Source organism: Pseudomonas sp. MWU12-2319 (assembly GCF_023242525.1).
GTDB classification, from domain to species: Bacteria; Pseudomonadota; Gammaproteobacteria; order Pseudomonadales; family Pseudomonadaceae; genus Aquipseudomonas; species Aquipseudomonas gingeri_D.
This window is the reverse complement of the sequence record NZ_JALJES010000021.1, coordinates 81,878-101,588: the sequence shown is the minus strand read 5'-3', so window position 1 is coordinate 101,588 and position 19,711 is coordinate 81,878. Positions and strand designations below refer to the sequence as shown.

Annotated in this window: 18 protein-coding genes; 7 read left to right on the top strand and 11 right to left on the bottom strand. The window is 63.3% G+C overall.

What is annotated here, in order from left to right; translation table 11 throughout:
- Positions 1–24 precede the first annotated feature (24 nt).
- Complete coding sequence (gene cydB, locus M5C01_RS27690) at positions 25–1,032, bottom strand: cytochrome d ubiquinol oxidase subunit II (RefSeq protein WP_100941470.1); 1,008 nt, start codon at positions 1,030–1,032, stop codon at positions 25–27.
- Positions 1,033–1,035: 3 nt separating this feature from the next.
- Entirely contained in the window at positions 1,036–2,469 is a 1,434-nt protein-coding gene (locus M5C01_RS27685) for a cytochrome ubiquinol oxidase subunit I (RefSeq protein WP_152741765.1), read from the bottom strand.
- A gap of 210 nt (positions 2,470–2,679) precedes the next feature.
- Between M5C01_RS27685 and M5C01_RS27680 the strand changes: the two genes are divergently transcribed.
- Positions 2,680–3,942 (top strand): MFS transporter, encoded by a 1,263-nt coding sequence (locus M5C01_RS27680; RefSeq protein ID WP_152741764.1) that lies wholly within the window; start codon positions 2,680–2,682, stop codon positions 3,940–3,942.
- Here the strand turns inward: M5C01_RS27680 and M5C01_RS27675 are convergent.
- Entirely contained in the window at positions 3,939–4,391 is a 453-nt protein-coding gene (locus tag M5C01_RS27675) for a DUF4879 domain-containing protein (protein WP_103495862.1), read from the bottom strand. The two genes, M5C01_RS27680 and M5C01_RS27675, sit on opposite strands and share 4 nt — an antisense overlap.
- Positions 4,392–4,640: 249 nt before the next feature.
- Between M5C01_RS27675 and M5C01_RS27670 the strand changes: the two genes are divergently transcribed.
- Together M5C01_RS27670 and trmA are read left to right on the top strand one after the other, a co-directional pair.
- Positions 4,641–5,936 carry an NCS2 family permease gene (locus M5C01_RS27670; RefSeq protein ID WP_152741763.1) on the top strand — a complete coding sequence of 432 codons (1,296 nt, stop codon included), beginning with the start codon at positions 4,641–4,643 and terminating at the stop codon, positions 5,934–5,936.
- Entirely contained in the window at positions 5,933–7,012 is a 1,080-nt protein-coding gene (trmA, locus tag M5C01_RS27665) for a tRNA (uridine(54)-C5)-methyltransferase TrmA (protein ID WP_103495860.1), read from the top strand. The genes M5C01_RS27670 and trmA overlap by 4 nt, the downstream gene beginning before the upstream one ends.
- Before the next feature lie 146 nt (positions 7,013–7,158).
- Here trmA and M5C01_RS27660 read toward each other — a convergent pair whose 3' ends face one another.
- From M5C01_RS27660 to M5C01_RS27650, 3 genes are all read right to left on the bottom strand, one after another.
- The gene (locus M5C01_RS27660) at positions 7,159–7,998 is read right to left on the bottom strand and encodes an amidohydrolase family protein (protein ID WP_152741762.1); all 840 of its coding nucleotides are present in this window, start codon (positions 7,996–7,998) and stop codon (positions 7,159–7,161) included.
- A gap of 158 nt (positions 7,999–8,156) precedes the next feature.
- Entirely contained in the window at positions 8,157–9,440 is a 1,284-nt protein-coding gene (locus M5C01_RS27655) for an MFS transporter (protein WP_103495858.1), read from the bottom strand.
- Positions 9,441–9,481: 41 nt separating this feature from the next.
- Complete coding sequence (locus tag M5C01_RS27650) at positions 9,482–10,213, bottom strand: GntR family transcriptional regulator (RefSeq protein ID WP_103495857.1); 732 nt, start codon at positions 10,211–10,213, stop codon at positions 9,482–9,484.
- A 156-nt stretch (positions 10,214–10,369) separates the two neighbouring features.
- On the opposite strand from M5C01_RS27650, the gene M5C01_RS27645 reads away from it, so the two are divergent.
- Positions 10,370–11,263 carry a neutral zinc metallopeptidase gene (locus M5C01_RS27645; protein ID WP_152741761.1) on the top strand — a complete coding sequence of 298 codons (894 nt, stop codon included), beginning with the start codon at positions 10,370–10,372 and terminating at the stop codon, positions 11,261–11,263.
- A complete protein-coding gene (locus tag M5C01_RS27640) occupies positions 11,264–12,250 on the top strand; it encodes an alpha/beta hydrolase (RefSeq protein WP_178129991.1) in 987 nt (328 codons plus the stop codon).
- A gap of 158 nt (positions 12,251–12,408) precedes the next feature.
- On the opposite strand, the gene M5C01_RS27635 is transcribed toward M5C01_RS27640, so the two are convergent.
- The 3 genes from M5C01_RS27635 to M5C01_RS27625 all read right to left on the bottom strand — a co-directional run bounded on the left by M5C01_RS27635 (position 12,409) and on the right by M5C01_RS27625 (position 14,585).
- Positions 12,409–13,002 (bottom strand): HAD family hydrolase, encoded by a 594-nt coding sequence (locus tag M5C01_RS27635; protein WP_152741760.1) that lies wholly within the window; start codon positions 13,000–13,002, stop codon positions 12,409–12,411.
- Positions 12,999–13,868 (bottom strand): acyl-CoA thioesterase II, encoded by an 870-nt coding sequence (gene tesB, locus M5C01_RS27630; RefSeq protein ID WP_103495853.1) that lies wholly within the window; start codon positions 13,866–13,868, stop codon positions 12,999–13,001. Before tesB ends, M5C01_RS27635 begins: the two co-directional genes overlap by 4 nt.
- A 147-nt stretch (positions 13,869–14,015) precedes the next feature.
- On the bottom strand, positions 14,016–14,585 hold the full coding sequence (locus M5C01_RS27625; RefSeq protein WP_103495852.1) for a GNAT family N-acetyltransferase: 570 nt from the start codon (positions 14,583–14,585) through the stop codon (positions 14,016–14,018).
- 93 nt (positions 14,586–14,678) lie between these two features.
- Between M5C01_RS27625 and M5C01_RS27620 the strand changes: the two genes are divergently transcribed.
- Positions 14,679–15,599 carry a histone deacetylase gene (locus M5C01_RS27620; RefSeq protein WP_103495851.1) on the top strand — a complete coding sequence of 307 codons (921 nt, stop codon included), beginning with the start codon at positions 14,679–14,681 and terminating at the stop codon, positions 15,597–15,599.
- Positions 15,600–15,908: 309 nt separating this feature from the next.
- On the top strand, positions 15,909–17,168 hold the full coding sequence (locus M5C01_RS27615; RefSeq protein ID WP_152741759.1) for a TIGR03862 family flavoprotein: 1,260 nt from the start codon (positions 15,909–15,911) through the stop codon (positions 17,166–17,168).
- Positions 17,169–17,306: 138 nt separating this feature from the next.
- Here the strand turns inward: M5C01_RS27615 and M5C01_RS27610 are convergent, their stop codons facing one another.
- Both M5C01_RS27610 and yedA read right to left on the bottom strand, forming a co-directional pair.
- Entirely contained in the window at positions 17,307–18,641 is a 1,335-nt protein-coding gene (locus M5C01_RS27610; RefSeq protein ID WP_100941488.1) for a DEAD/DEAH box helicase, read from the bottom strand.
- 57 nt (positions 18,642–18,698) lie between these two features.
- Positions 18,699–19,589 carry a drug/metabolite exporter YedA gene (gene yedA / locus M5C01_RS27605; protein ID WP_152741758.1) on the bottom strand — a complete coding sequence of 297 codons (891 nt, stop codon included), beginning with the start codon at positions 19,587–19,589 and terminating at the stop codon, positions 18,699–18,701.
- Between the last annotated feature and the right edge of the window lie 122 nt (positions 19,590–19,711).

The following is a 19,711-nucleotide window of genomic DNA, read 5'->3' as shown; positions in this document are numbered from 1 at the left end:
CCCAGTCCTCGTCTTTCAAGCGCCCTAGTGATAACCGTCTTCGTGGGTCACCTTGCCGCGGAACACGTAGTAGCTCCAGAAGGTGTAGCCCAGGATGAACGGGATGATGAACAGCGTCCCCACCAGCATGAAGCCCTGGCTTTGCGGCGGCGCGGCGGCGTCCCAGATCGAGATCGACGGCGGCACGATATTCGGCCACAGGCTGATGCCCAAGCCGCTGTAGCCGAGGAAAATCAGCGCCAGGGTCAGCAGGAACGGCGTGTAGTGGGCGTTACGCGCCACCGCCCGGAGCAAACCGTACAGCGTCACCAGCACCAGGATCGGCACCGGCAGGAACCAGAACAGGTTCGGCAAGGTAAACCAGCGCGCGGCGATCTCGGCATGGGCCAGGGGCGTCCAGAGACTGACCACCCCGATCACCGCCAACACCACATAGGCCAGGGGCCGCGCCAGGTCATGCATCTGCTCCTGCAACTTGCCCTCGGTCTTCATGATCAGCCAGGTGCAGCCGAGCAAGGCATAGGCCACCACCAGCGCAACGCCACAGAACAGCGTGAAGGGCGTCAACCAATCCAGAGAGCCGCCGGCGAACTGGCGATTGACCACCGGAATACCATCGATGAAAGCCCCCAGCGCCACGCCCTGGAAAAAGGTCGCGGTCAGTGAACCACCGATAAACGCCTTGTCCCAGATATGCCGCTTGTGCTCCTTGGCCTTGAAACGGAACTCAAAGGCCACGCCACGAAAGATCAGCCCGATCAGCATCAGGATCAATGGCAGGTAGAGCGCCGACAGCACCACCGAATAGGCCAGCGGAAACGCGCCGAACAAGGCCGCGCCACCGAGCACCAGCCAGGTTTCGTTGCCGTCCCAGACCGGCGCGACGGTGTTCATCATCACGTCGCGGTCACGGTCGTCCTTGATGAAGGGGAAGAGAATGCCGATCCCCAGGTCGAACCCATCCATGACCACGTACATCATGATGCCGAAGATGATGATCACGGCCCAGATCAGCGGAAGATCAATACCCATGACTCAGTTCCCCTTGTTCAGGTGGTGAGCATCTTCGGCGCCATCATCGGCGGCGGAGAGCGGACGGGCCGGCGTACGTTGCTGGCCGGGACCACCGTGGCTCGACTCGGCCCCTTCGTTGGTTTTCGGCCCTTTGCGCACCAGGCGCATCATGTAGCCCAGGCCGGCACCGAACAGCGAGAAATAGACCACGACGAACAGCGCCAGGGTGATGCTCATTTGCACCAAGGTGTGCCCGGACGAAGCATCCGCCGTGCGCATCAGGCCGTAGACCACCCAGGGCTGACGGCCGATCTCCGTGGTGAACCAGCCGGCCAGGATCGCGATCAGGCCCGAAGGTCCCATCCACAGCGCCAGGTACAGGAAGGTACGGTTGCTGTAGAGGCGATCACGCTTGCGCAGCCACAGGCTCCAGAGCCCGGTGAAGATCATCAGGAAACCCAGGCCGACCATGACCCGGAACGACCAGAACACAATGGTCGAATTCGGCCGGTCCTCCGGCGGGAACTCCTTGAGGGCAGGCACCTGTTTGTCCAGGCTGTGGGTCAGGATCAGGCTGCCCAGGTAGGGAATCTCCACGGCGAAACGGGTCTTCTCGGCCTTCATGTCCGGCAGGCCGAAGAGGATCAGCGGGGTCGGCTCGTTGCCGACGTTTTCCCAGTGGCCTTCGATGGCGGCAATCTTCGCCGGCTGGTGCTTGAGGGTGTTGAGACCGTGGAAGTCACCGATCACCGCCTGGATCGGCGCGACGATCAGCGCCATCCACATGGCCATCGAGAGCATGGTGCGGATCGCCGGATTATCGCGCCCGCGCAACAGGTGCCAGGCCGCCGACGAGCCGACGAAAAACGCTGTCGCGACAAAGGCCGCCGTGGCCATGTGCATCAACCGATAAGGGAAGGACGGGTTGAACACCACCGCAAACCAGTCCACCGGGATCACCCGGCCGTCGATGATTTCGTAGCCCTGGGGCGTCTGCATCCAGCTGTTGGAGGAGAGAATCCAGAAGGTCGAGACCAGCGTCCCGATGGCCACCATCACCGTGGAGAAAAAATGCAGGCCCCGTCCGACGCGGTTCCAACCGAACAGCATCACGCCGAGGAAACCGGCTTCGAGGAAAAACGCCGTGAGCACTTCATAGGTCAGCAACGGCCCGGTGACCGCGCCGGCGAAGTCGGAGAAGCGACTCCAGTTGGTCCCGAACTGATAGGCCATGACCAACCCGGAGACCACGCCCATGCCGAAGTTGACGGCAAAGATCTTCGACCAGAAATGGTACAGATCGCGGTAGGTATCGTTGTGCGTCTTCAGCCACAAGCCTTCGAGTACCGCCAGGTAACTCGCCAGGCCGATGGTGATCGCCGGGAACAGGATGTGGAAGGAGATGGTAAACGCGAATTGGATTCGGGCGAGATCGAGCGCCTCCAAACCGAACATAATGCTTCCTCTGTCAGGTATTGATCCGGATCAATCAACGTTGAAAGAGTAGTCCCATTCCGACGAGCTGCCTGCGTGGTCTTTTGCCGCGTGACAGGTTGTCTCAGCCCAGATGCCCTTCTGATCCGCAAAAAACCCGTGCAATCTGGCAACTTCTTGTTACACCCAAATGATAACCTCTGCTTTCCCCACGCCCCGACCGAGCCCCCGATGCCCGACACCACGCCGTTGCTGTTGCGCCACCACCGTCCGTTCCTGGCTTTCTGGCTGGCGCGGATCTTTACCGCCAGCGGCTTCCAGATGCTCACCGTGGCCATCGGCTGGAACCTCTACCAACTGACCGGCAATGTGCTGGACCTGGGCCTGGCCGGTCTGGTGCAGTTTGCCCCGCGGCTGCTGTTCATGCTGCACACCGGCCATGTCGCCGACCGCTACGACCGGCGCTACGTCTCGGCGCTGTGCCAGTCGTTGCAGGCGCTGATCGCCCTGAGCCTGGCCGTCGGCAGCGCGACCCACCACGTGACCCGGGAAATGATCTTTATCCTGGCGTTCCTGCTGGGGGCGGCGCGCTCTTTCGAAATGCCCACCACCCAGGCGCTGTTGCCGTCCATCGTCCCGGCGGCGCTGTTCCCGCGCGCCGTGGCCGCCGCGCAGTCGGCCCAGCAACTGGCGACCATCGTCGCCCCGGCCCTCGGTGGTTTGCTCTATGCCCTGGGCAGTGTCTGGGTCTATGGGCCCACCGTGGCCCTGTATGCGATCGCCTGCCTGCTGATGCTCAACCTGCCGGCGCGGCAGACCGCCCTGAACAAGGGCAAGGCCACCCTGCATTCGCTGTTGGCGGGGATTCGGTTTATCCGCAGTCGCCCGGACATTCTCGGGGCGATTTCCCTGGACCTGTTCGCCGTGCTGCTGGGCGGTGCCACGGCCCTGCTGCCGGTATTCGCCAAGGACATCCTGCTGACCGGCGCCTGGGGCCTGGGCCTGTTGCGCTCGGCCCCGGCGGTGGGCGCCCTGCTGATGTCGCTGTGGCTGGCGCGCTTCCCGGTGGAGCGCAAGGTCGGGCGGATCATGTTCACCGCCGTCGGCGTGTTCGGCGTGGCGACCATCGCCTTCGGCCTGTCGACCTCGTTCTGGTTCTCCCTGGCGGTGCTGGTGGTGCTGGGCGCGGCGGACATGATCAGCATGGTGATCCGTGCGTCCTTCGTGCAGTTGGAAACCCCGGACGAGATGCGCGGCCGGGTCAGCGCCGTGAACGGGCTGTTTATCGGCGCCTCCAACCAGCTCGGCGAGTTCGAGTCAGGATTGACGGCCAACTGGTTCGGCACCGTGCCCGCCGTGGTGATGGGCGGCATCGGCACCCTGGTGATCACCGGGAGCTGGATGAAACTGTTTCCGACCCTGGCCCGACGCGACCGTATGCACGAAGCCCCGGGGCAACCGGCACAAGCGGCCGAGCCTGCGAAAGTCGCTTAGTAGGCGGCGATTTGAATTTCCGCCCCCAGGGTCCGCACCGGCGCCGTCAGCGAACGATCGGCGACGACGAAAGTGCCGACCTGCTGGCTGTCCAGCTCAAACACATAGGTGAATTTGTAACCCACCACCTTGCCACTGGTGCAAGGTGCGAATGGCCGTTGGAATTCACAGAGTGAACTGCGCGTGGCGTATGTCAGGGGGACACCGTTGAGAAAGGCCAGCAGGCCGTGCCCATAACCCGACTCCACCACTGTCACGGTGATCGGCCCGCGATGGGCGCATTGGGTTTGCGTGCGACCGTCGGATACGTCCTCGACACAGCCCTTGGACACCACCGTATAGAGGCCCACGCCAATCAGCGCCTGGGCCGGCGCGGCAGACGCCGTCAGCACCGTACTGGCCATCACCAGGCCCATACCCAGGACCAGACTCTTCACTCGACTGCTCATAAATCCCTCCGAAAGGAGCCAGCAGTATGCCTGATGGACTCGGCGACGACACCGATGCCCCGCGCCAGGACAAATTTTTTGCCCATGTCCTGGCATCTTGCTTGCAACGCGCAGCCAACCGGCACAAACCACTGGTATGATGCGCGGCTTTTTTCCACAGACAGAAGCTCATCAGGCCGCTAGAGTCTGTGCTTGGCTGTTTGGGGATCGATTCATTCACGGCGCCGAGTGCGCCACGGGGGAGCAGAGATGCTGGAAAGGCTGTTTCAACTCAAGGCACACAACACCAATGTACGCACCGAGATACTCGCGGGCGTCACCACCTTCCTGGCCATGGCCTACATTCTGTTCGTCAACCCGAGCATCCTCGGCGAAACGGGCATGGACAAGGGCGCGGTGTTTGTCGCCACCTGCCTGGCCGCGGCCTTCGGCTCGACGGTCATGGGCCTGATCGCCAACTACCCGATCGCCCTCGCACCGGGCATGGGCCTGAACGCCTTCTTCACCTACACCGTGGTCCTGCACATGGGCCATACCTGGCAAGTCGCGCTGGGGGCGGTGTTCATCTCGGCGGTGTGCTTCTTCGTGCTGTCGATCTTCCGCATCCGCGAATGGATCATCAACAGCATCCCGCTGCCGCTGCGTTCGGCGATTGCCGCCGGTATCGGCCTGTTCCTGGCGCTGATCGCCCTGCACAACGCCGGCATCGTGATGAGCAACCCGGCGACCATGGTCGGCCTCGGTGACCTCAAGCAGCCGGCACCGATCCTCGCGACCCTGGGCTTCGCCGCCATCGTCGCCCTGGATGCCCTGAAAGTCCGTGGCGCGGTGCTGATCGGCATCCTCGGCGTGACCATCGTCTCGATCCTGATGGGCTTCAGCCCGTTCGGCGGGATCGTCTCGGCACCGCCATCGCTGGCCCCGACCTTCCTGCAACTGGACATCAAGGGCGCCCTGAACATCGGCCTGGTCAGCGTGATCTTCGCCTTCCTGTTCGTCGACCTGTTCGACAACTCCGGGACCCTGATCGGCGTCGCCAAGCGCGCCGGGCTGATGGGCAAGGACGGCCACATGCCGAAAATGGGTCGCGCGCTGATCGCCGACAGCACCGCCGCCATGGCCGGCTCGCTGCTGGGCACCTCGACCACCACCAGCTACATTGAATCGGCGGCGGGCGTCAGTGCCGGCGGCCGTACCGGCCTGACCGCCGTGGTGGTGGCCGTGCTGTTCCTTCTGGCGTTGTTCTTCGCCCCGCTGGCCGGCAGCGTCCCGGCGTTCGCCACCGCACCGGCGCTGCTGTTCGTCGCCGTGCTGATGACTTCGGGCCTGGCGGAAATCAACTGGGAGGACATCACCGAAGCCGCCCCCGTGGTGGTCACCGCCCTGGCCATGCCGTTCACCTATTCCATCGCCAATGGCATCGCGTTCGGCTTCATTGCCTGGACCGCGATCAAGCTGCTGTCCGGTCGCGCCCGCGAACTGAACCCGGCGCTGGTGATTCTGTCGATACTGTTCGTGATCAAGCTGGGCTGGTTCAACGCATGACTTTTGACTCCAACACCTACACCGCTCAGCTCGAAGACAAGGTCGCGCGCTTGCGCGACCTGCTGGCGCCGTTCGACGCCCCCGAGCCGCGGGTGTTCGACTCGCCCTTGCAGCACTTCCGCCTGCGGGCGGAGTTCCGCCTCTGGCGCGAAGCGGGCGAACGCCACTACGCGATGTTTTCCCAGGACGACAAGCGCACGCCGATCCTGATCGAGGAATTCCCCATCGCCAGCCTGCGCATCAATGAACTGATGCCCAAGCTCAAGGCCGCCTGGCAAGCCAGCGCGCCCCTGAGCCACAAGCTGTTCCAGGTGGAGTTCCTGACCACCCTGGCGGGCGATGCGATGATCACCCTGTGCTATCACCGTCCGCTGGACGAGCACTGGCAGACCGCCGCCGAGCAGCTGGCCGCCGACCTTGGGGTCAGCATCATCGGCCGTTCCAAGGGCAAGCGCGTGGTGATCGGCCACGACTACGTGGTGGAGAAATTCGAGATTGCCGGGCGCACCTTCAGCTACCGGCAACCGGAGGGTGCCTTTACCCAGCCCAACGGCACGGTGAACCAGAAGATGCTCAACTGGGCCTATGAAGCCCTGGGCGAGCGTTCCGACGATCTGCTGGAGTTGTATTGCGGCAACGGCAACTTCACCCTGCCGCTGGCGACCCGGGTGCGCAAGGTACTGGCCACCGAGATCAGCAAGACCTCGGTGAATGCGGCCTTGAGCAACCTCGACGAAAACGGCGTGGACAGCGTCACCCTGGTGCGCCTGTCCGCCGAGGAGTTGACCGAAGCACTGAACGAGGTTCGCCCGTTCCGTCGCCTGCACGGCATCGACCTGAAAAGCTATGAGTTCGGCAGCGTGTTCGTCGACCCACCGCGTGCCGGCATGGACCCGGACACCTGCGAGCTGACCCGGCGCTTCGACAATATCCTGTACATCTCCTGCAACCCGGAAACCCTGGCGGCGAATATCGCGCAGCTGCACGATACCCACCGCATCGAACGCTGCGCGCTGTTCGATCAATTCCCCTGGACCCATCATATGGAATCCGGGGTGTTGCTGACCCGCCGCTGAACCCGGACAAGAGCCCATACCCGTAAATCAAACCCGAACGCGTCCCCTGTGGGAGCAGAGCTTGCTCGCGAAGAGGCCCTTGAAGCCGCTAAAAGCTTCGCGGCGGTGCGGCGATCCGACAAGCTCCGCTCCCACAGTCGCCCGCTTCAGTCTTTTACAAACCTGAACAGCTCCGCCGCCGTGTTGCACAGCAAATGCTGTCGCAATGGCGCAGCGCAGGCCAGACGGCGCAGACGATCAAGCTCCGAGCTGAAACTCACGTCCTGCTCATGCTGCGTATGCGGCCAATCGCTGCCCCACAGCAAGCGATCCGGCCCCAGGGTTTGCAGCATCAACGACAAGGCCTTCTCGGCGAAATGCAGGTTTTCCATCGGCGTCCCGCCCAGCCGGTAAATACCCGAAACCTTGATCCACAAGCGCTGGCATTCACCCAGTTCAAGCAGACGGGCAAAAGCCGGTTGCCCGGCCCCAAGCCGTGCATCGGGCCGGCCGAAATGATCGACCACCACCTTGCACCCCAACGCCAGCAGCGGCTCGACCAAAGCCGGCAGATCCTCCAGTTGACGGTGCACTTCGACATGCCAGTCGAGGCGGCGTAAATGGCCGAAAAACACCTGCCACGACGCGCCGGAGAAGTCCGGCAATGGCTGCCCCATCAGGTTCAGGCGAACGCCCGCCACGCCGAGTCCGGCCATCCGCTCCAACTCGCTGAGGGCAATATCGCGCTCAACCACCACCACCCCGCGCAGCCGTTCGGGCTCCTGCTGCAATGCTGCCAGCAGATAGCTGTTGTCGGTTCCGAGGAAACTCGGTTGCACCAGCACACCGTGGCTCAGGCCGTTTTCCTGCAAGCGCTGCAGGTAGTCGGCCAGGGTCGCATCGTAGTCCGGTGCATAACGGCGCACGCTCGCAAGCCCCAGGCCGCGTTCGAAAACATGGGCATGGGCATCGATGCCGCGAATCGGCAGTGGGCAAGTCTCGGGCATGGAACTCATCTATGGTTGAAGCACCGCACAGGGCGGCGCGATATAAAGTTGAATCACGTCTGAACGCAGGTCTTGTGGCGATGAGGCCCTTGAGCCTGGCGTTGCCTGTCAGGACGCCTTCGCGGGCAAGCCCTGCTCCTACAAGTTACGTGGTGCTCTCAGGATAATTGGCGGGCATCTGCGCCCTTGGCCGACGCGACTTCCGGCACAGCCTCCTGCAGATTGCGGCCCTTGGTTTCCGGCAGCGCCAATGCGGCCAGCACCGCCACGCCGTAGGCGATCCCCGCATCGATACCGATGGCCGAACCCAGGGACATCGACTCGCTCATATGCCCGACCATGAACGGGAACACCGCCGACAGCACACGACCGAAGTTGTAGCAAAAGCCCACGCCGGCACCACGGACATCCGCCGGATACAGCTCATTGAAGAACGACCCCAGGCTGGCCGGGATCCCGGCGGCGAAAAAGCCCAGGGGGAAGCCGAGGAACAGCATCTGGGTATTGCTCAACGGCAGGAACAGATAGCACTGCACCGTGATCACGCAACAGAAGGCGAAGAGGATGATGTTCTTGCGCCGGCCGATACGGTCCAGCAACAGACCGCTGACCACACAGCCGAACCAGAACGCCACGATGATCACCGCCAGGTAGCCGCCAGAACTCAACACCGAAAGGTTGCGTTCGGTCTTGAGGAAGGTCGGCAGCCAGGTCATCACCGCGTGATAACCACCGTGCGCCCCCAGACCGAGGATGCCGCCGAGCAGCGTCACCCGCAGCAACTCGGGACGGAAGATCGCCGCCATCGAAGCCAACAAACCACGGCTCTGGGCCTTGGCCTGGCGTTGCGCGCTGTCGGGTTCGACCACGCTGCGCCGCACATAAATCACCAGCAGCGCCGGCAACAGGCCCACGAGGAACATCACGCGCCAGGCCATGGCCTCGGGCACGAAGGTATAGATCAGCGTAAACACCCCGACCGCCGCGCCCCAGCCGATCGCCCAGGCGCTCTGTACCGCGCCCATGACCTTGCCGCGGAACCGGGCCTGGATGGTCTCGGCCATCAGCACCGCGCCCGCCGCCCACTCGCCGCCGATGCCAAAGCCTTGCAGCGCCTTGACGATCAGCAACTGATTGAAGCTGGTGACAAAGGCCGAAAGAAAGGTGAACAACGAGAACCAGAGGATCATCCATTGCAGCGTTCGGACCCGGCCATAGCGGTCGGACAGCGTGCCGCCGAGCCAGCCACCGATGGCCGAACTGATCAGGGTCACGCCGCTGACCAACCCGGCATCGCCCTTGCTCAGGGCGAAGGCGGCGATCAGCGCGGGAATCGCCAGGCCGAACATTTGCACTTCCAGCGCATCCAGGGACCAGCCGCCAAAGCAGGCCCAGAATGTCTTGCGCTCCCTCGAGGTGATATCGCGATACCAACTGAACATGATTTCTTATCCTTATAGGTGAACGGGGAGCGGGTCAGGGCTCAGCGAATCTCGACGCTGTAGCGGAAGTGGCTGGCCTGGCCACGGGAGCGCCGCCACTCCAGCGGCTGGCCGGCGTAGTCGCGGGCCAGTCGCTCGATCACCACCACCGGGCTGTTGGCCTCGATCTGCAACAACCGCGCATGGACCTCGCCCACGGCTTCGGCGGTAAGGGTTTCCTCGGCACAGGCGACGACCTGGCCGCAGAGTTCCTCGTAGATCGGATAGAGCAGCGGCCCCTGCTGGTCCAGATCGGCGCTCAGCAGCGCCTGGAACGGCCCCTTGGGCAGCCAGATTTCCTCGGCCAGCACCGGCGCGCCTTCCAGCAGTCGCAGACGGACCATACGGATAACCTCGGCCTCGGGCGGCAGCCCCAGGGCCTGGCTGACGGCGGAGGGCGCGGGCAGGGAATCGATATTGAGGATTCGGCTTTCGGGGACCTGGCGTTCACCGGCCAGGGTCTGGAAGCGGAAGAAGCGGAACAGCGAAGACTGGAACTGCGGGCGACGGATAAAGGTGCCGCGGCCTTGATGGCGTTCGAGAATGCCCTCCTCCACCAGCTTGTCGATGGCCTTGCGCACCGTACCGATGGACAGCTGGTACTCGCCGGCCAGCACCGTTTCGGTGGGAATCGCCTCGCCCGGGCGCCAGCGGTTGTTGGCTATTTGCCGGGCCAGTTCGTCACGCAGACGTTGATAAAGGGGCAGGCGTTCGTCGCTGGAAAGGGCATTCATTCTTGTAGTTATCCAGTCATCTATATGAATTTTTACCGAGTATTCTCCCTGGATGAAAAAGCGTCAAGTGGCTGGCCGAAACGGCCTGACGACCGGACTGGCGCTCACCCGCCCCAGCAGCAACACTCATTGCGACAGCAACAAGAGGATTCCCACATGCTCTGGAGAAAAGGACGGCGCAGCGACAACGTGGTGGATGCTCGCGATGACAGCAATGCCGGGAGTGGCGGTCTGCGTTTCGGCGGTGGCAAAGGCTTGAGCCTGGGCGCCGTCGTGTTGATCGTCGGCATCGGTCTGCTCACGGGCCAGGACCCCATGCAGATTCTCGGAGAACTCAGCAACCACCTCAGCCAGCAACCTTTAGCCCCCGCCACTCAGCCAACCCGCCAGGCACCGCCGGCCAACGATGAGCAGGCGGACTTCGTCCGAGCCATTCTCGGGGACACCGAAGACACCTGGGGCCAGATCTTCCAGCAGGCCGGTCGTCAATACAAAGACCCGACACTGGTGCTGTTCCGCGGACGGGTCGCCTCCGCCTGCGGCCTGGCCTCCTCCGCCACAGGACCGTTCTATTGCCCAGCGGATCAACAGGTCTACCTGGACCTGGATTTTTTCCGCGAGATGTCCCAGCGCTTCAAGGCCGCCGGGGATTTTGCCCAGGCCTATGTGATCGCCCACGAAGTCGGCCATCACGTGCAAAACCTGCTCGGCGTGTCCGCCAGGATGCAGGCGGCCCGCCAGCAAGGGCAAAAGATGGAAGGCGCCGATGGCTTGCTGGTCCGCCAGGAACTACAAGCCGATTGCCTGGCCGGGGTCTGGGCCTATCACGCGCAGCAACGCTTGAAATGGCTGGAACCCGGCGATATCGAAGAAGCCTTGAATGCCGCCAACGCAATCGGTGATGATCGTCTCCAGCAGCAGGGTCAGGGACGCGTGGTGCCGGACTCCTTCACCCACGGCACCTCTGCGCAACGGGTGCGCTGGTTCAAGACCGGCTTCGCCCAAGGGCAACTCAACCAATGCGATACCTTCGCCGCCAAGAGTCTGTGAATGAAAAAAATACTGTGTGGGTCATTGTTGTTGGGCATGTGCGTGATCGGCGCCCAGGCCCAGGCCAAGGAACACGGGCTCGAAGTCAGCCCCAATCACTTGAAGTTGTCGGCCGGTGAATTGAGCGTCGGGCTCAATCGCGATTGGCAGGGGCCGATGCCGGATGTGGAACGGGTGCTGATCATCGTCCACGGTCGGCTGCGTAACGCCATGACCTATCTGCAGAGCGCGGAGACAGCCGCGGCCCAGGCGGGCCAGGACCGCAATACCCTGATCATCGCCCCGCAGTTCCTCAATGACAGCGATGCGCGGAGCAATCACCTGCCGGGCAACCTGCTGCGCTGGCACGGCGATGACTGGATGGCCGGTTCGGAATCGACCGGGCCTTCGGCGATGAGCTCCTATGCGGCCCTGGACGAAGTGCTCCAGCGCCTGGGCAACAGGAAGAAATTTCCGGCCCTGCGTGAAGTGGTCGTCGCCGGGCACTCCGGGGGTGGCCAGGTGGTGCAACGCTATGCGCTGGTAGGGCATGGCGACGCGCAATTGGCGGGGAGCGGCGTCAAGCTGCGCTATGTGGTCGCCAACCCGTCGTCCTATGCCTATTTCAACGCCCAGCGGCCAGTGGTGGGGTTCAGCCCGGCGAGTTGCCCGGGGTTCAACGACTGGAAGTATGGCCTGCAGAACCTGCCCGACTACGCCAAGGGGCAATCACCGGCGCAGTTGGAGCAGGGTTATGTGCAGCGCGATATCACCTACCTGCTGGGGCAACAGGACACCGACCCGAACCATCCGGCCCTGGACAAGAGCTGCGGGGCGGAAGCCCAGGGGGCGTATCGGCTGATTCGCGGGCATAACTATTTCGCCTACCTGCAACAGCGTCATCCGCAAGGCTTCACGCAGACGCTGGTCGAGGTGCCCGGGGTTGGGCATAACGGCGATGGGATGCTGACTTCGCCGCAGGGGCAGAAGGCGTTGTTTCAGCGCTAGCGGTTTACGGTACAGGCAGCGAGGGATGTGTTGCCTGGACTGACGTCTTCGCGGCGATGCGGCGTCCCGACAAGCCCTGCTCCTACAAATTTCTGTCGTGCATAGATTTTGCGGACGACAAATAACTGTAGGAGCCGGGCTTGCCCGCGAAGAGGCCCTCAAGCCAAAAGCATCTGCCGAAGCGCCACGCAATCCTCGGCATGCCAGTCGGTCAACTCCGGCCACGGGTTGTCCGGCAGGTTGACCAATATGGTCCGAGCCCCCGCCGCCCGTCCGCAATCCAGGTCGAAACGATAGTCACCGACCATCACCATCTCGCTCGGCGCCACCTCCCAGGCCTCGGCCAACTTCAGCAAACCACCCGGATGCGGCTTGGGCGGTGCTTCATCGCGACCCAGCACATCGGCCTCGGCAAAACAGTCCGCCAAACCAATGGCCTCCAGTGTCACATGGGCCAACTCGCGGGCATTGCGCGTCAGGATACCCAGGCGATAACCGCGCCCGGCCAACTCACGCACCAGCTCCACCGCCCCCACCGCCGGCTTCGAGCCCAGCGCCAGGTCCCGCTCGTGCTCCAGCAACCAGGCATGTTTGGTCGCGGCTTCATCCGCCGGCAATGCCGCCAGATGGGTGAGAATGTCGTGTTCCGGCGGAATCGACAGGGCCACGCGGATCGCGGCGAAATCGTGCACGGCCACCGTCAGGGTGCCGTCCATATCGAACACCCAATGACGTACCTCGGACAGACTCATGCCCAATCCTTGCGATGACGGATCAAGCCTTCCTGGGTCACCGATGCCACCAGCACACCGGCGCGGTTGTACACGCTCCCCCTGGAAAATCCGCGGGAATTGCCGGCCCACGGGCTGTCCATGGCATAGAGCAACCAGTCGTCAGCGCGCAGATCGGCATGGAACCACAAGGCATGATCAAGACTGGCGACCTGCATATCCTTCTGCCACACCGACTTGCCATGGGGCAGCAAGGACGTGGTCAGCAGACCGAAGTCCGAAGCATAGGCCAGCAGATATTTATGCAGTGCCGGCGAGTCGGCCAGTGCCCCATCGGCACGAAACCAGACGTACTTCACCGGGTCCGACGGCTGCGGGTTGTAAGGGTCCTTCTCGGTGACCGGGCGCACTTCGATGGGCTTGGGGCACAGGAGTTTTTCACGCATATGTTCGGGAATCAGGTGCGCACGTTGCTGGGTGAGCTCCAGCTCCGTGGCCAGGTTCTCCGGCCCGACGACCTGGGGCATGCTGCTCTGGTGCTCGAAACCTTCCTCGTCGTACTGGAACGAGGCGCTGCAGGTGAAGATCGGCTGGCCCTTCTGGATCGCCGTGACGCGCCGCGTGCTGAAGCTGCCGCCGTCGCGCACCCGATCGACCGAGTAGACCACCGGCAAACCGGCATCGCCCGGGCGCAGGAAATAACCGTGCATCGAATGCACATGCCGCGCTTGCTCGACCGTCTGGCTGGCCGCCGACAACGACTGGCCCAGCACCTGGCCGCCGAACAACTGGCGAAAGCCCAGGTCCTGGCTGCGGCCGCGAAACAGGTTTTCTTCAATCGGTTCCAGGGTCAGCAAGTCGACCAGGTCTTCCAGCACTTGGCTCATTCAAACGCTCCTCACACAGGGCAATACTGTTCACTTAACGACGATATCAAGCCATCCGTGCTTGTGTGGCCGGCACGCTGGCCACAGGCCTCGAATGATACAGCCTTTGTCGCTCCCGGCGGTGCAGCGGATCGGCCAACCCCGGGGTTATCCTTGCAGGGTGCGCAGCCATTGCGCGTGGTTGATGCGGTAGAGCACGTGGCGGCGCAACGGATGATCGTCGGCCAGCTTCGGATGCTCGAAGTCCGATTGCGGGTCGTAATGCATGCCGATAGCCTGCATGACCTTCTGCGATGCCGTATTGCTCTCGCTGGTAAAGGCCACGACCTCGTCCAGGGACAGGCGCTCGAAACCGCAGCGCAAGGCCGTCCAGGCCGCCTCGCTGGCATAGCCCAGGCCCCAGTGCTCGCTGGACAGGCGCCAAGCGATCTCCACCGCCGGGGTGAAGGTGGCCTCGAAGTTCACCTGCATCAGCCCGGTCAGGCCGATAAAGGCCCCGGTGTCCTTGCGTTCCAGCGCCCAGAGGCCAAAGCCGTATTCGGCGAAGTGCCCGCGAATCCGACCGATCAGCGCGGCACTTTCCAGACGGTTGAGGACTGTCGGAAAATAGCGCATCACCTGAGGATCGGCACACATCCGGGCAAACTCCGGCAAGTCCTCGTCGCGCCACTGGCGCAACAGCAAGCGTGCACTCTCAAGTTCCAGTATCGGCCCCATCAACTCTCTCTCCGGATTCTTTCAACACGGACTCCCTGCTCGTCAGTGTATCGCGCTGATAAGATCCTTCACTCCTTCCTACATGAATTCGCCATGCCGTTGCCTTTGATCTACCACGATGATTACAGCCCGGACTTCCCCGCGGACCATCGCTTTCCCATGGACAAATTCCGCCTGCTGCGTGATCACCTGGTGGACAGCGGCCTGACCCGGGACGCCGATCTGCTGCGCCCGGCCATCTGCCCTGTGGATATCCTCGCCCTGGCCCACGACCGTGGCTACATCGAGCGCTATATGGCCGGCGAACTGTCCCGCGAAGACCAGCGCCGCCTTGGCCTGCCCTGGAACGAGGCCCTGGCGCGGCGCACCGTGCGCGCGGTCGGCGGCTCGCTGCTGGCCGCCGAACAGGCGCTGGAACACGGTCTGGCCTGCCACCTGGCGGGCGGCACCCACCATGCCCATTACGATCACCCGGCGGGTTTCTGCATTTTCAACGACCTGGCAGTCATCAGCCGCTATCTGCTGGAAAGCGGCCGCGTGGGTCGGGTGCTGATCTTCGACTGCGACGTGCACCAGGGCGACGGCACCGCGCGCATCCTCGAAGACACCCCGGACGCCATCACGGTGTCCCTGCACTGCGAGAAAAACTTCCCGGCGCGCAAGGCCCACAGCGATTGGGACATTCCCTTGCCGATGGGCATGGGTGACGGTGACTACCTCAAGGTGGTGGATGACGCGTTGAACTACCTGCTGCCGCTCTACCAGCCGGACCTGGTGCTGTATGACGCCGGCGTGGATGTGCACAAGGACGATGCCCTGGGTTACCTGAAACTGACCGATGAAGGGGTGGCCGCCCGGGATGAAAGTGTACTGCGCCATTGCCTGGGCCGGGATATCCCGGTGGTCGGGGTGATCGGCGGTGGCTACAGCAAGGATCGCCAGGCCCTGGCCCGGCGCCACGGGATCCTGCACCACAGCGCGCGGAAGGTCTGGGCGTCATCAGGTTGTCACTGAAGCCTGGGCTTACCCACAATGGCTGTGGAACCGCCTGTGGATAACCTGAGTGAAATGCGCTGCAGGTCTTATGGGGAAAGGGCTGTACAGGACTGTATATTTTTTGTACAGGGATTCTGAATCTACCATCACTCCTAAGGCCCCCACCGTCCTGTAGGAGCAGGGCTTGCCCGCGAAGCTTTTAGCGATTTGGGGGCCTTTCGAGGCCAATCGAGCGTCGACCGGCCGCTCCTACAAGGCCCGCGTACACCACATCCTCGGTGGAAAAACGTAGAATGCCCGGCTCGTCCAGCCAATTCGCCATCCGCCATGACCCAGCCAGCCCCTGACACCGCCCCTCACGTCGCCATTATCGGTGGCGGCCCTGCCGGCCTGATGGCCGCCGAGGTCCTGAGCCAGGCGGGTATCCAGGTCGACCTCTACGACGGCATGCCTTCGGTCGGGCGCAAGTTCCTGCTGGCCGGCGTCGGCGGCATGAACATCACCCATTCCGAAGCCTACCCGGCGTTTCTCTCCCGCTACGCCGAACGTGCGCCCCACATCGCTCCGTTGCTCCGAGCTTTTGGTGCCGATGCACTGTGCGAATGGATTCACGGCCTGGGGATAACTACGTTCGTCGGCAGCTCCGGCCGGGTTTTCCCCAGCGATATGAAAGCCGCCCCGCTGCTGCGCGCCTGGCTCAAGCGCCTGCGGGAAGCCGGGGTAGTTATCCACACCCGCCATCGCTGGCTGGGCTGGCAGGATGGCAGCCTGGTCATCCACAGCCCGGAGGGCGAAAAAACCTTGCGCCCCGACGCCACGCTCCTCGCATTGGGCGGCGCCAGCTGGGCGCGACTGGGCTCCGACGGGGCCTGGTTACCGCTGCTTGAGCAACAGGGCGTGACGATCGCACCCTTGCAACCGAGCAACTGCGGCTTCGACGTCGCGGCCTGGAGCGAGGTTCTGCGCGGCAAGTTCGCCGGTGCGCCACTGAAGAACGTCGCCATCGCCCTGCCCCACGGCACGCCGCGCCTGGGGGAATGCGTGATCACCGCCAGCGGCATCGAAGGCAGCCTGATCTACGCGCTGTCCGCGCCGATTCGCGAGCAGATCAACCAGCAAGGCCAGACGACGATCGAGATCGACCTGCTGCCCGGCAAGCCTGTGGACAAGGTCCAGGCCGCGCTGGCCAAACCCCGCGGCTCACGTTCCATGGCCAAGCACCTGCACAGCCAGTTGGGGATCGACGGAATCAAGGCCGCGTTGCTGCGGGAGCTGACCGATGCCGAGACCTTTGCCGACCCGGCGCGTCTGGCCAGCGCCATCAAGGCCCTGCCGCTGACGCTGGTCAAGGCGCGTCCGCTGGACGAGGCCATCAGCAGCGCCGGGGGCGTACCGTTCGAGGTCATGGACGAGCGATTGATGCTCAAGGCCTTGCCCGGGGTGTTCTGTGCGGGCGAAATGCTTGATTGGGAAGCGCCGACCGGCGGCTACCTGCTCACGGCCTGCTTTGCCAGCGGGCGGGTGGCGGGACAAGGGATATTGGAGTGGTTGCGGCAGCGGAGCCGAGACAAGGTCATCCCAGGATAACGCACACAACTGTAGGGGCCGGCTTGCTGGCGATGAGGTCCTTGAGCCTTGCATCAATTTCAAGGACGCCATCGCCAGCAAGCCAGCTCCTACAATGACCGTGTTGACCCTGGAGCCAACACGGCATCGATGCTCGCCTTACGGCTTGCGCTTGCGCGGCCCGGTATTGAACACCGGCACCTTGCGCACCGGTTTGATCGACTGCACCACATCTTCCGGCTTCTCGCCGCTGTCGACCCACTTGCCCAGGTTGCGCTTGCCACCAGCGGCTTTCGGTTTTTTCGGCTTCTTCGGTTTCTTGATCACGCTGCCCGAGGCATCGGTGTCCGGCACCCGGTGATCCGGTTCGAAACCGGCTTCGTCCTGACGCTTCAGAGTCTGACGAGTCAGGGTCTCGATGGCTGACAGCAGATTCACCTCATCGGCGCAGACCAGGGAAATCGCCTCGCCAGTGGCGCCGGCACGGCCGGTACGACCGATCCGGTGAATGTAGTCCTCGGCCACGATCGGCAGGTCAAAGTTGACCACCAGTGGCAAGTCCTCGATGTCCAGGCCACGGGCCGCCACATCGGTGGCCACCAGGATCTGGATCTCGCTCGCCTTGAAGCGGTCCAGGGCGCGCTGGCGGGTAGCTTGTGGTTTGTCGCCATGGATGCCGTCGGCATTGATGCCCAGGCCCTGGAGTTTTTCCACCAGTTGATCAACGCCATTGCGGGTCTTGGCAAACACCAACACCTGCTTCCAGTGCTGCTTGCGCATCAGGTGCACGAACAGCTCCGGCTTGCGCTTCTTGTCCACCGTCACCAGCCACTGCTTGACGGTGTTGGCCGCCACGTTGCGCGGGCTGACTTCGATGCTCAGCGGATCGTTGAGCATCTGCCCGGCCAGCAGGCGGATCGCATCGGAGAAGGTCGCGGAAAACAGCAGGGTCTGGCGCTTCTTCGGCAGGGCCTTGTAGATATTGCCCAGCTCTTCCTGGAAACCGAGGTCGAGCATGCGGTCGGCTTCGTCGAGCACCAGGGTCTGCAACTGGTTGAACTTGAGAGCGTTCTGACGATAGAGATCGAGCAGGCGGCCCGGGGTTGCCACCAGCAGGTCGACGCCCTTGCGCAGCTTCATCATCTGCGGGTTGATGCTGACGCCGCCGTACACCGCATAGGTGCTCAGCGGCAGGTGCTCGGCGTACTGGCGCACGCTTTCATGCACCTGCTCGGCCAGCTCCCGGGTCGGCACCAGGATCAGCGAACGCACCGAGTTGGCGGTGACCTTCGGCCCTTCCAGGGTCAGCAGTTGCAACAGCGGCAAGGCGAAACCGGCGGTCTTGCCGGTGCCGGTCTGGGCCGCGGCCATCAGGTCGCGACCGGCCAATACGGCGGGAATGGCCTGGGCCTGGATCGGTGTGGGGGTCTGGTAACCCAGAGTGTCCAGGGCCCGCGTCAGGGGTTCGATCAGGCCGAGTGTGGCGAATGTCATGGAAATACCGTAGGAAAAGTGTCAGCGCCGTGAAGCAATGCGCGGCAGTTTACCCTGTCAGGCCTCTTTCGGCTTGCGCCACTGCGGTAAACCGATCAACACCACGGCGCTGATGATCACGCCCATGGCCATGCACTCCTGCCAGCCAATGTGCTCGCCGGCAAAGAGGATGCCCAGCAGCACCGCCACAGCCGGGTTGACATAGGCATAGCTTGTGGCCGCCGCCGGGCGCACATGCTTCAACAGGTACATATAGGCGTTGAAGGCGATGATCGAGCCGAAGACGGTCAAGTAAGCCATGGCGATCCAACCGTCGGTCGAGGGCATCTGGGTCAGGCGCTCGCCGCGGACAAAGCTGGCCATCAGCAACACCACGCCGCCCACCAGCATTTCCGCCGCGCTGGCCATGCCGCCCTGGGGCAGCGGCAGGTGCTTGCTCCACACCGAACCGAAGGCCCAGGTCGCGGCGGCCAACAGCAGCAGGCCGGCACCGAGCGGGCTGGCTTGCAGGTTGGAGCCCATGTTCAGCAGGGCGATACCGATCAGGCCGAGCACAATGCCGGCCCATTCAAGACCGGTATTGCGGTTGCCCCAGAAATAGCCGCAAAGCAAGGTGAACAGCGGCACCGTGGCCACCGTCAGCGCGGCGACGCCCGAGGCCACGCCCATGTGCTCGGCCAGGGTCACCGCGCCATTGCCGAAGCTGAGCAGCAGCACGCCGATGGCCGCCGCTGCTTTCCATTGCGGCCAGGTCGGTGCCGGTACGCCGCGAAGGCGTTGATAGGCAAACAGCAGGCTGCCGGCGATCACAAAACGGATGCCGCCCATCATCAACGGTGGCCAGGATTCCACGCCAATACGAATGGCCAGGTAGGTCGAGCCCCAGATGAAATACAACGCAAAAAAAGCACCGATCAGCGGTAACGGGAAACGGCGTGGGGCAGACATGGGGGGCGGATCCAGGCAGGGCAAGGGAGGCTTATTCTAGAAAGGCGCCTGGAAAATAATAAGTTACAAAACCGTGTTATAAGGCCAGTACACTTTGTAAAGCATGGATATCAGGGGTTTCG

Excerpts from the sequence above, each read along its gene's own strand:
- cydB (WP_100941470.1), bottom strand. The coding sequence starts at position 1,032 with ATGGGTATTGATCTTCCGCTGATCTGGGCCGTGATCATCATCTTCGGC.
- M5C01_RS27685 (WP_152741765.1), bottom strand. The coding sequence starts at position 2,469 with ATGTTCGGTTTGGAGGCGCTCGATCTCGCCCGAATCCAATTCGCGTTT.
- M5C01_RS27680 (WP_152741764.1), top strand. The coding sequence starts at position 2,680 with ATGCCCGACACCACGCCGTTGCTGTTGCGCCACCACCGTCCGTTCCTG.
- M5C01_RS27675 (WP_103495862.1), bottom strand. The coding sequence starts at position 4,391 with ATGAGCAGTCGAGTGAAGAGTCTGGTCCTGGGTATGGGCCTGGTGATG.
- M5C01_RS27670 (WP_152741763.1), top strand. The coding sequence starts at position 4,641 with ATGCTGGAAAGGCTGTTTCAACTCAAGGCACACAACACCAATGTACGC.
- trmA (WP_103495860.1), top strand. The coding sequence starts at position 5,933 with ATGACTTTTGACTCCAACACCTACACCGCTCAGCTCGAAGACAAGGTC.
- M5C01_RS27660 (WP_152741762.1), bottom strand. The coding sequence starts at position 7,998 with ATGCCCGAGACTTGCCCACTGCCGATTCGCGGCATCGATGCCCATGCC.
- M5C01_RS27655 (WP_103495858.1), bottom strand. The coding sequence starts at position 9,440 with ATGTTCAGTTGGTATCGCGATATCACCTCGAGGGAGCGCAAGACATTC.
- M5C01_RS27650 (WP_103495857.1), bottom strand. The coding sequence starts at position 10,213 with ATGAATGCCCTTTCCAGCGACGAACGCCTGCCCCTTTATCAACGTCTG.
- M5C01_RS27645 (WP_152741761.1), top strand. The coding sequence starts at position 10,370 with ATGCTCTGGAGAAAAGGACGGCGCAGCGACAACGTGGTGGATGCTCGC.
- M5C01_RS27640 (WP_178129991.1), top strand. The coding sequence starts at position 11,264 with ATGAAAAAAATACTGTGTGGGTCATTGTTGTTGGGCATGTGCGTGATC.
- M5C01_RS27635 (WP_152741760.1), bottom strand. The coding sequence starts at position 13,002 with ATGAGTCTGTCCGAGGTACGTCATTGGGTGTTCGATATGGACGGCACC.
- tesB (WP_103495853.1), bottom strand. The coding sequence starts at position 13,868 with ATGAGCCAAGTGCTGGAAGACCTGGTCGACTTGCTGACCCTGGAACCG.
- M5C01_RS27625 (WP_103495852.1), bottom strand. The coding sequence starts at position 14,585 with ATGGGGCCGATACTGGAACTTGAGAGTGCACGCTTGCTGTTGCGCCAG.
- M5C01_RS27620 (WP_103495851.1), top strand. The coding sequence starts at position 14,679 with ATGCCGTTGCCTTTGATCTACCACGATGATTACAGCCCGGACTTCCCC.
- M5C01_RS27615 (WP_152741759.1), top strand. The coding sequence starts at position 15,909 with ATGACCCAGCCAGCCCCTGACACCGCCCCTCACGTCGCCATTATCGGT.
- M5C01_RS27610 (WP_100941488.1), bottom strand. The coding sequence starts at position 18,641 with ATGACATTCGCCACACTCGGCCTGATCGAACCCCTGACGCGGGCCCTG.
- yedA (WP_152741758.1), bottom strand. The coding sequence starts at position 19,589 with ATGTCTGCCCCACGCCGTTTCCCGTTACCGCTGATCGGTGCTTTTTTT.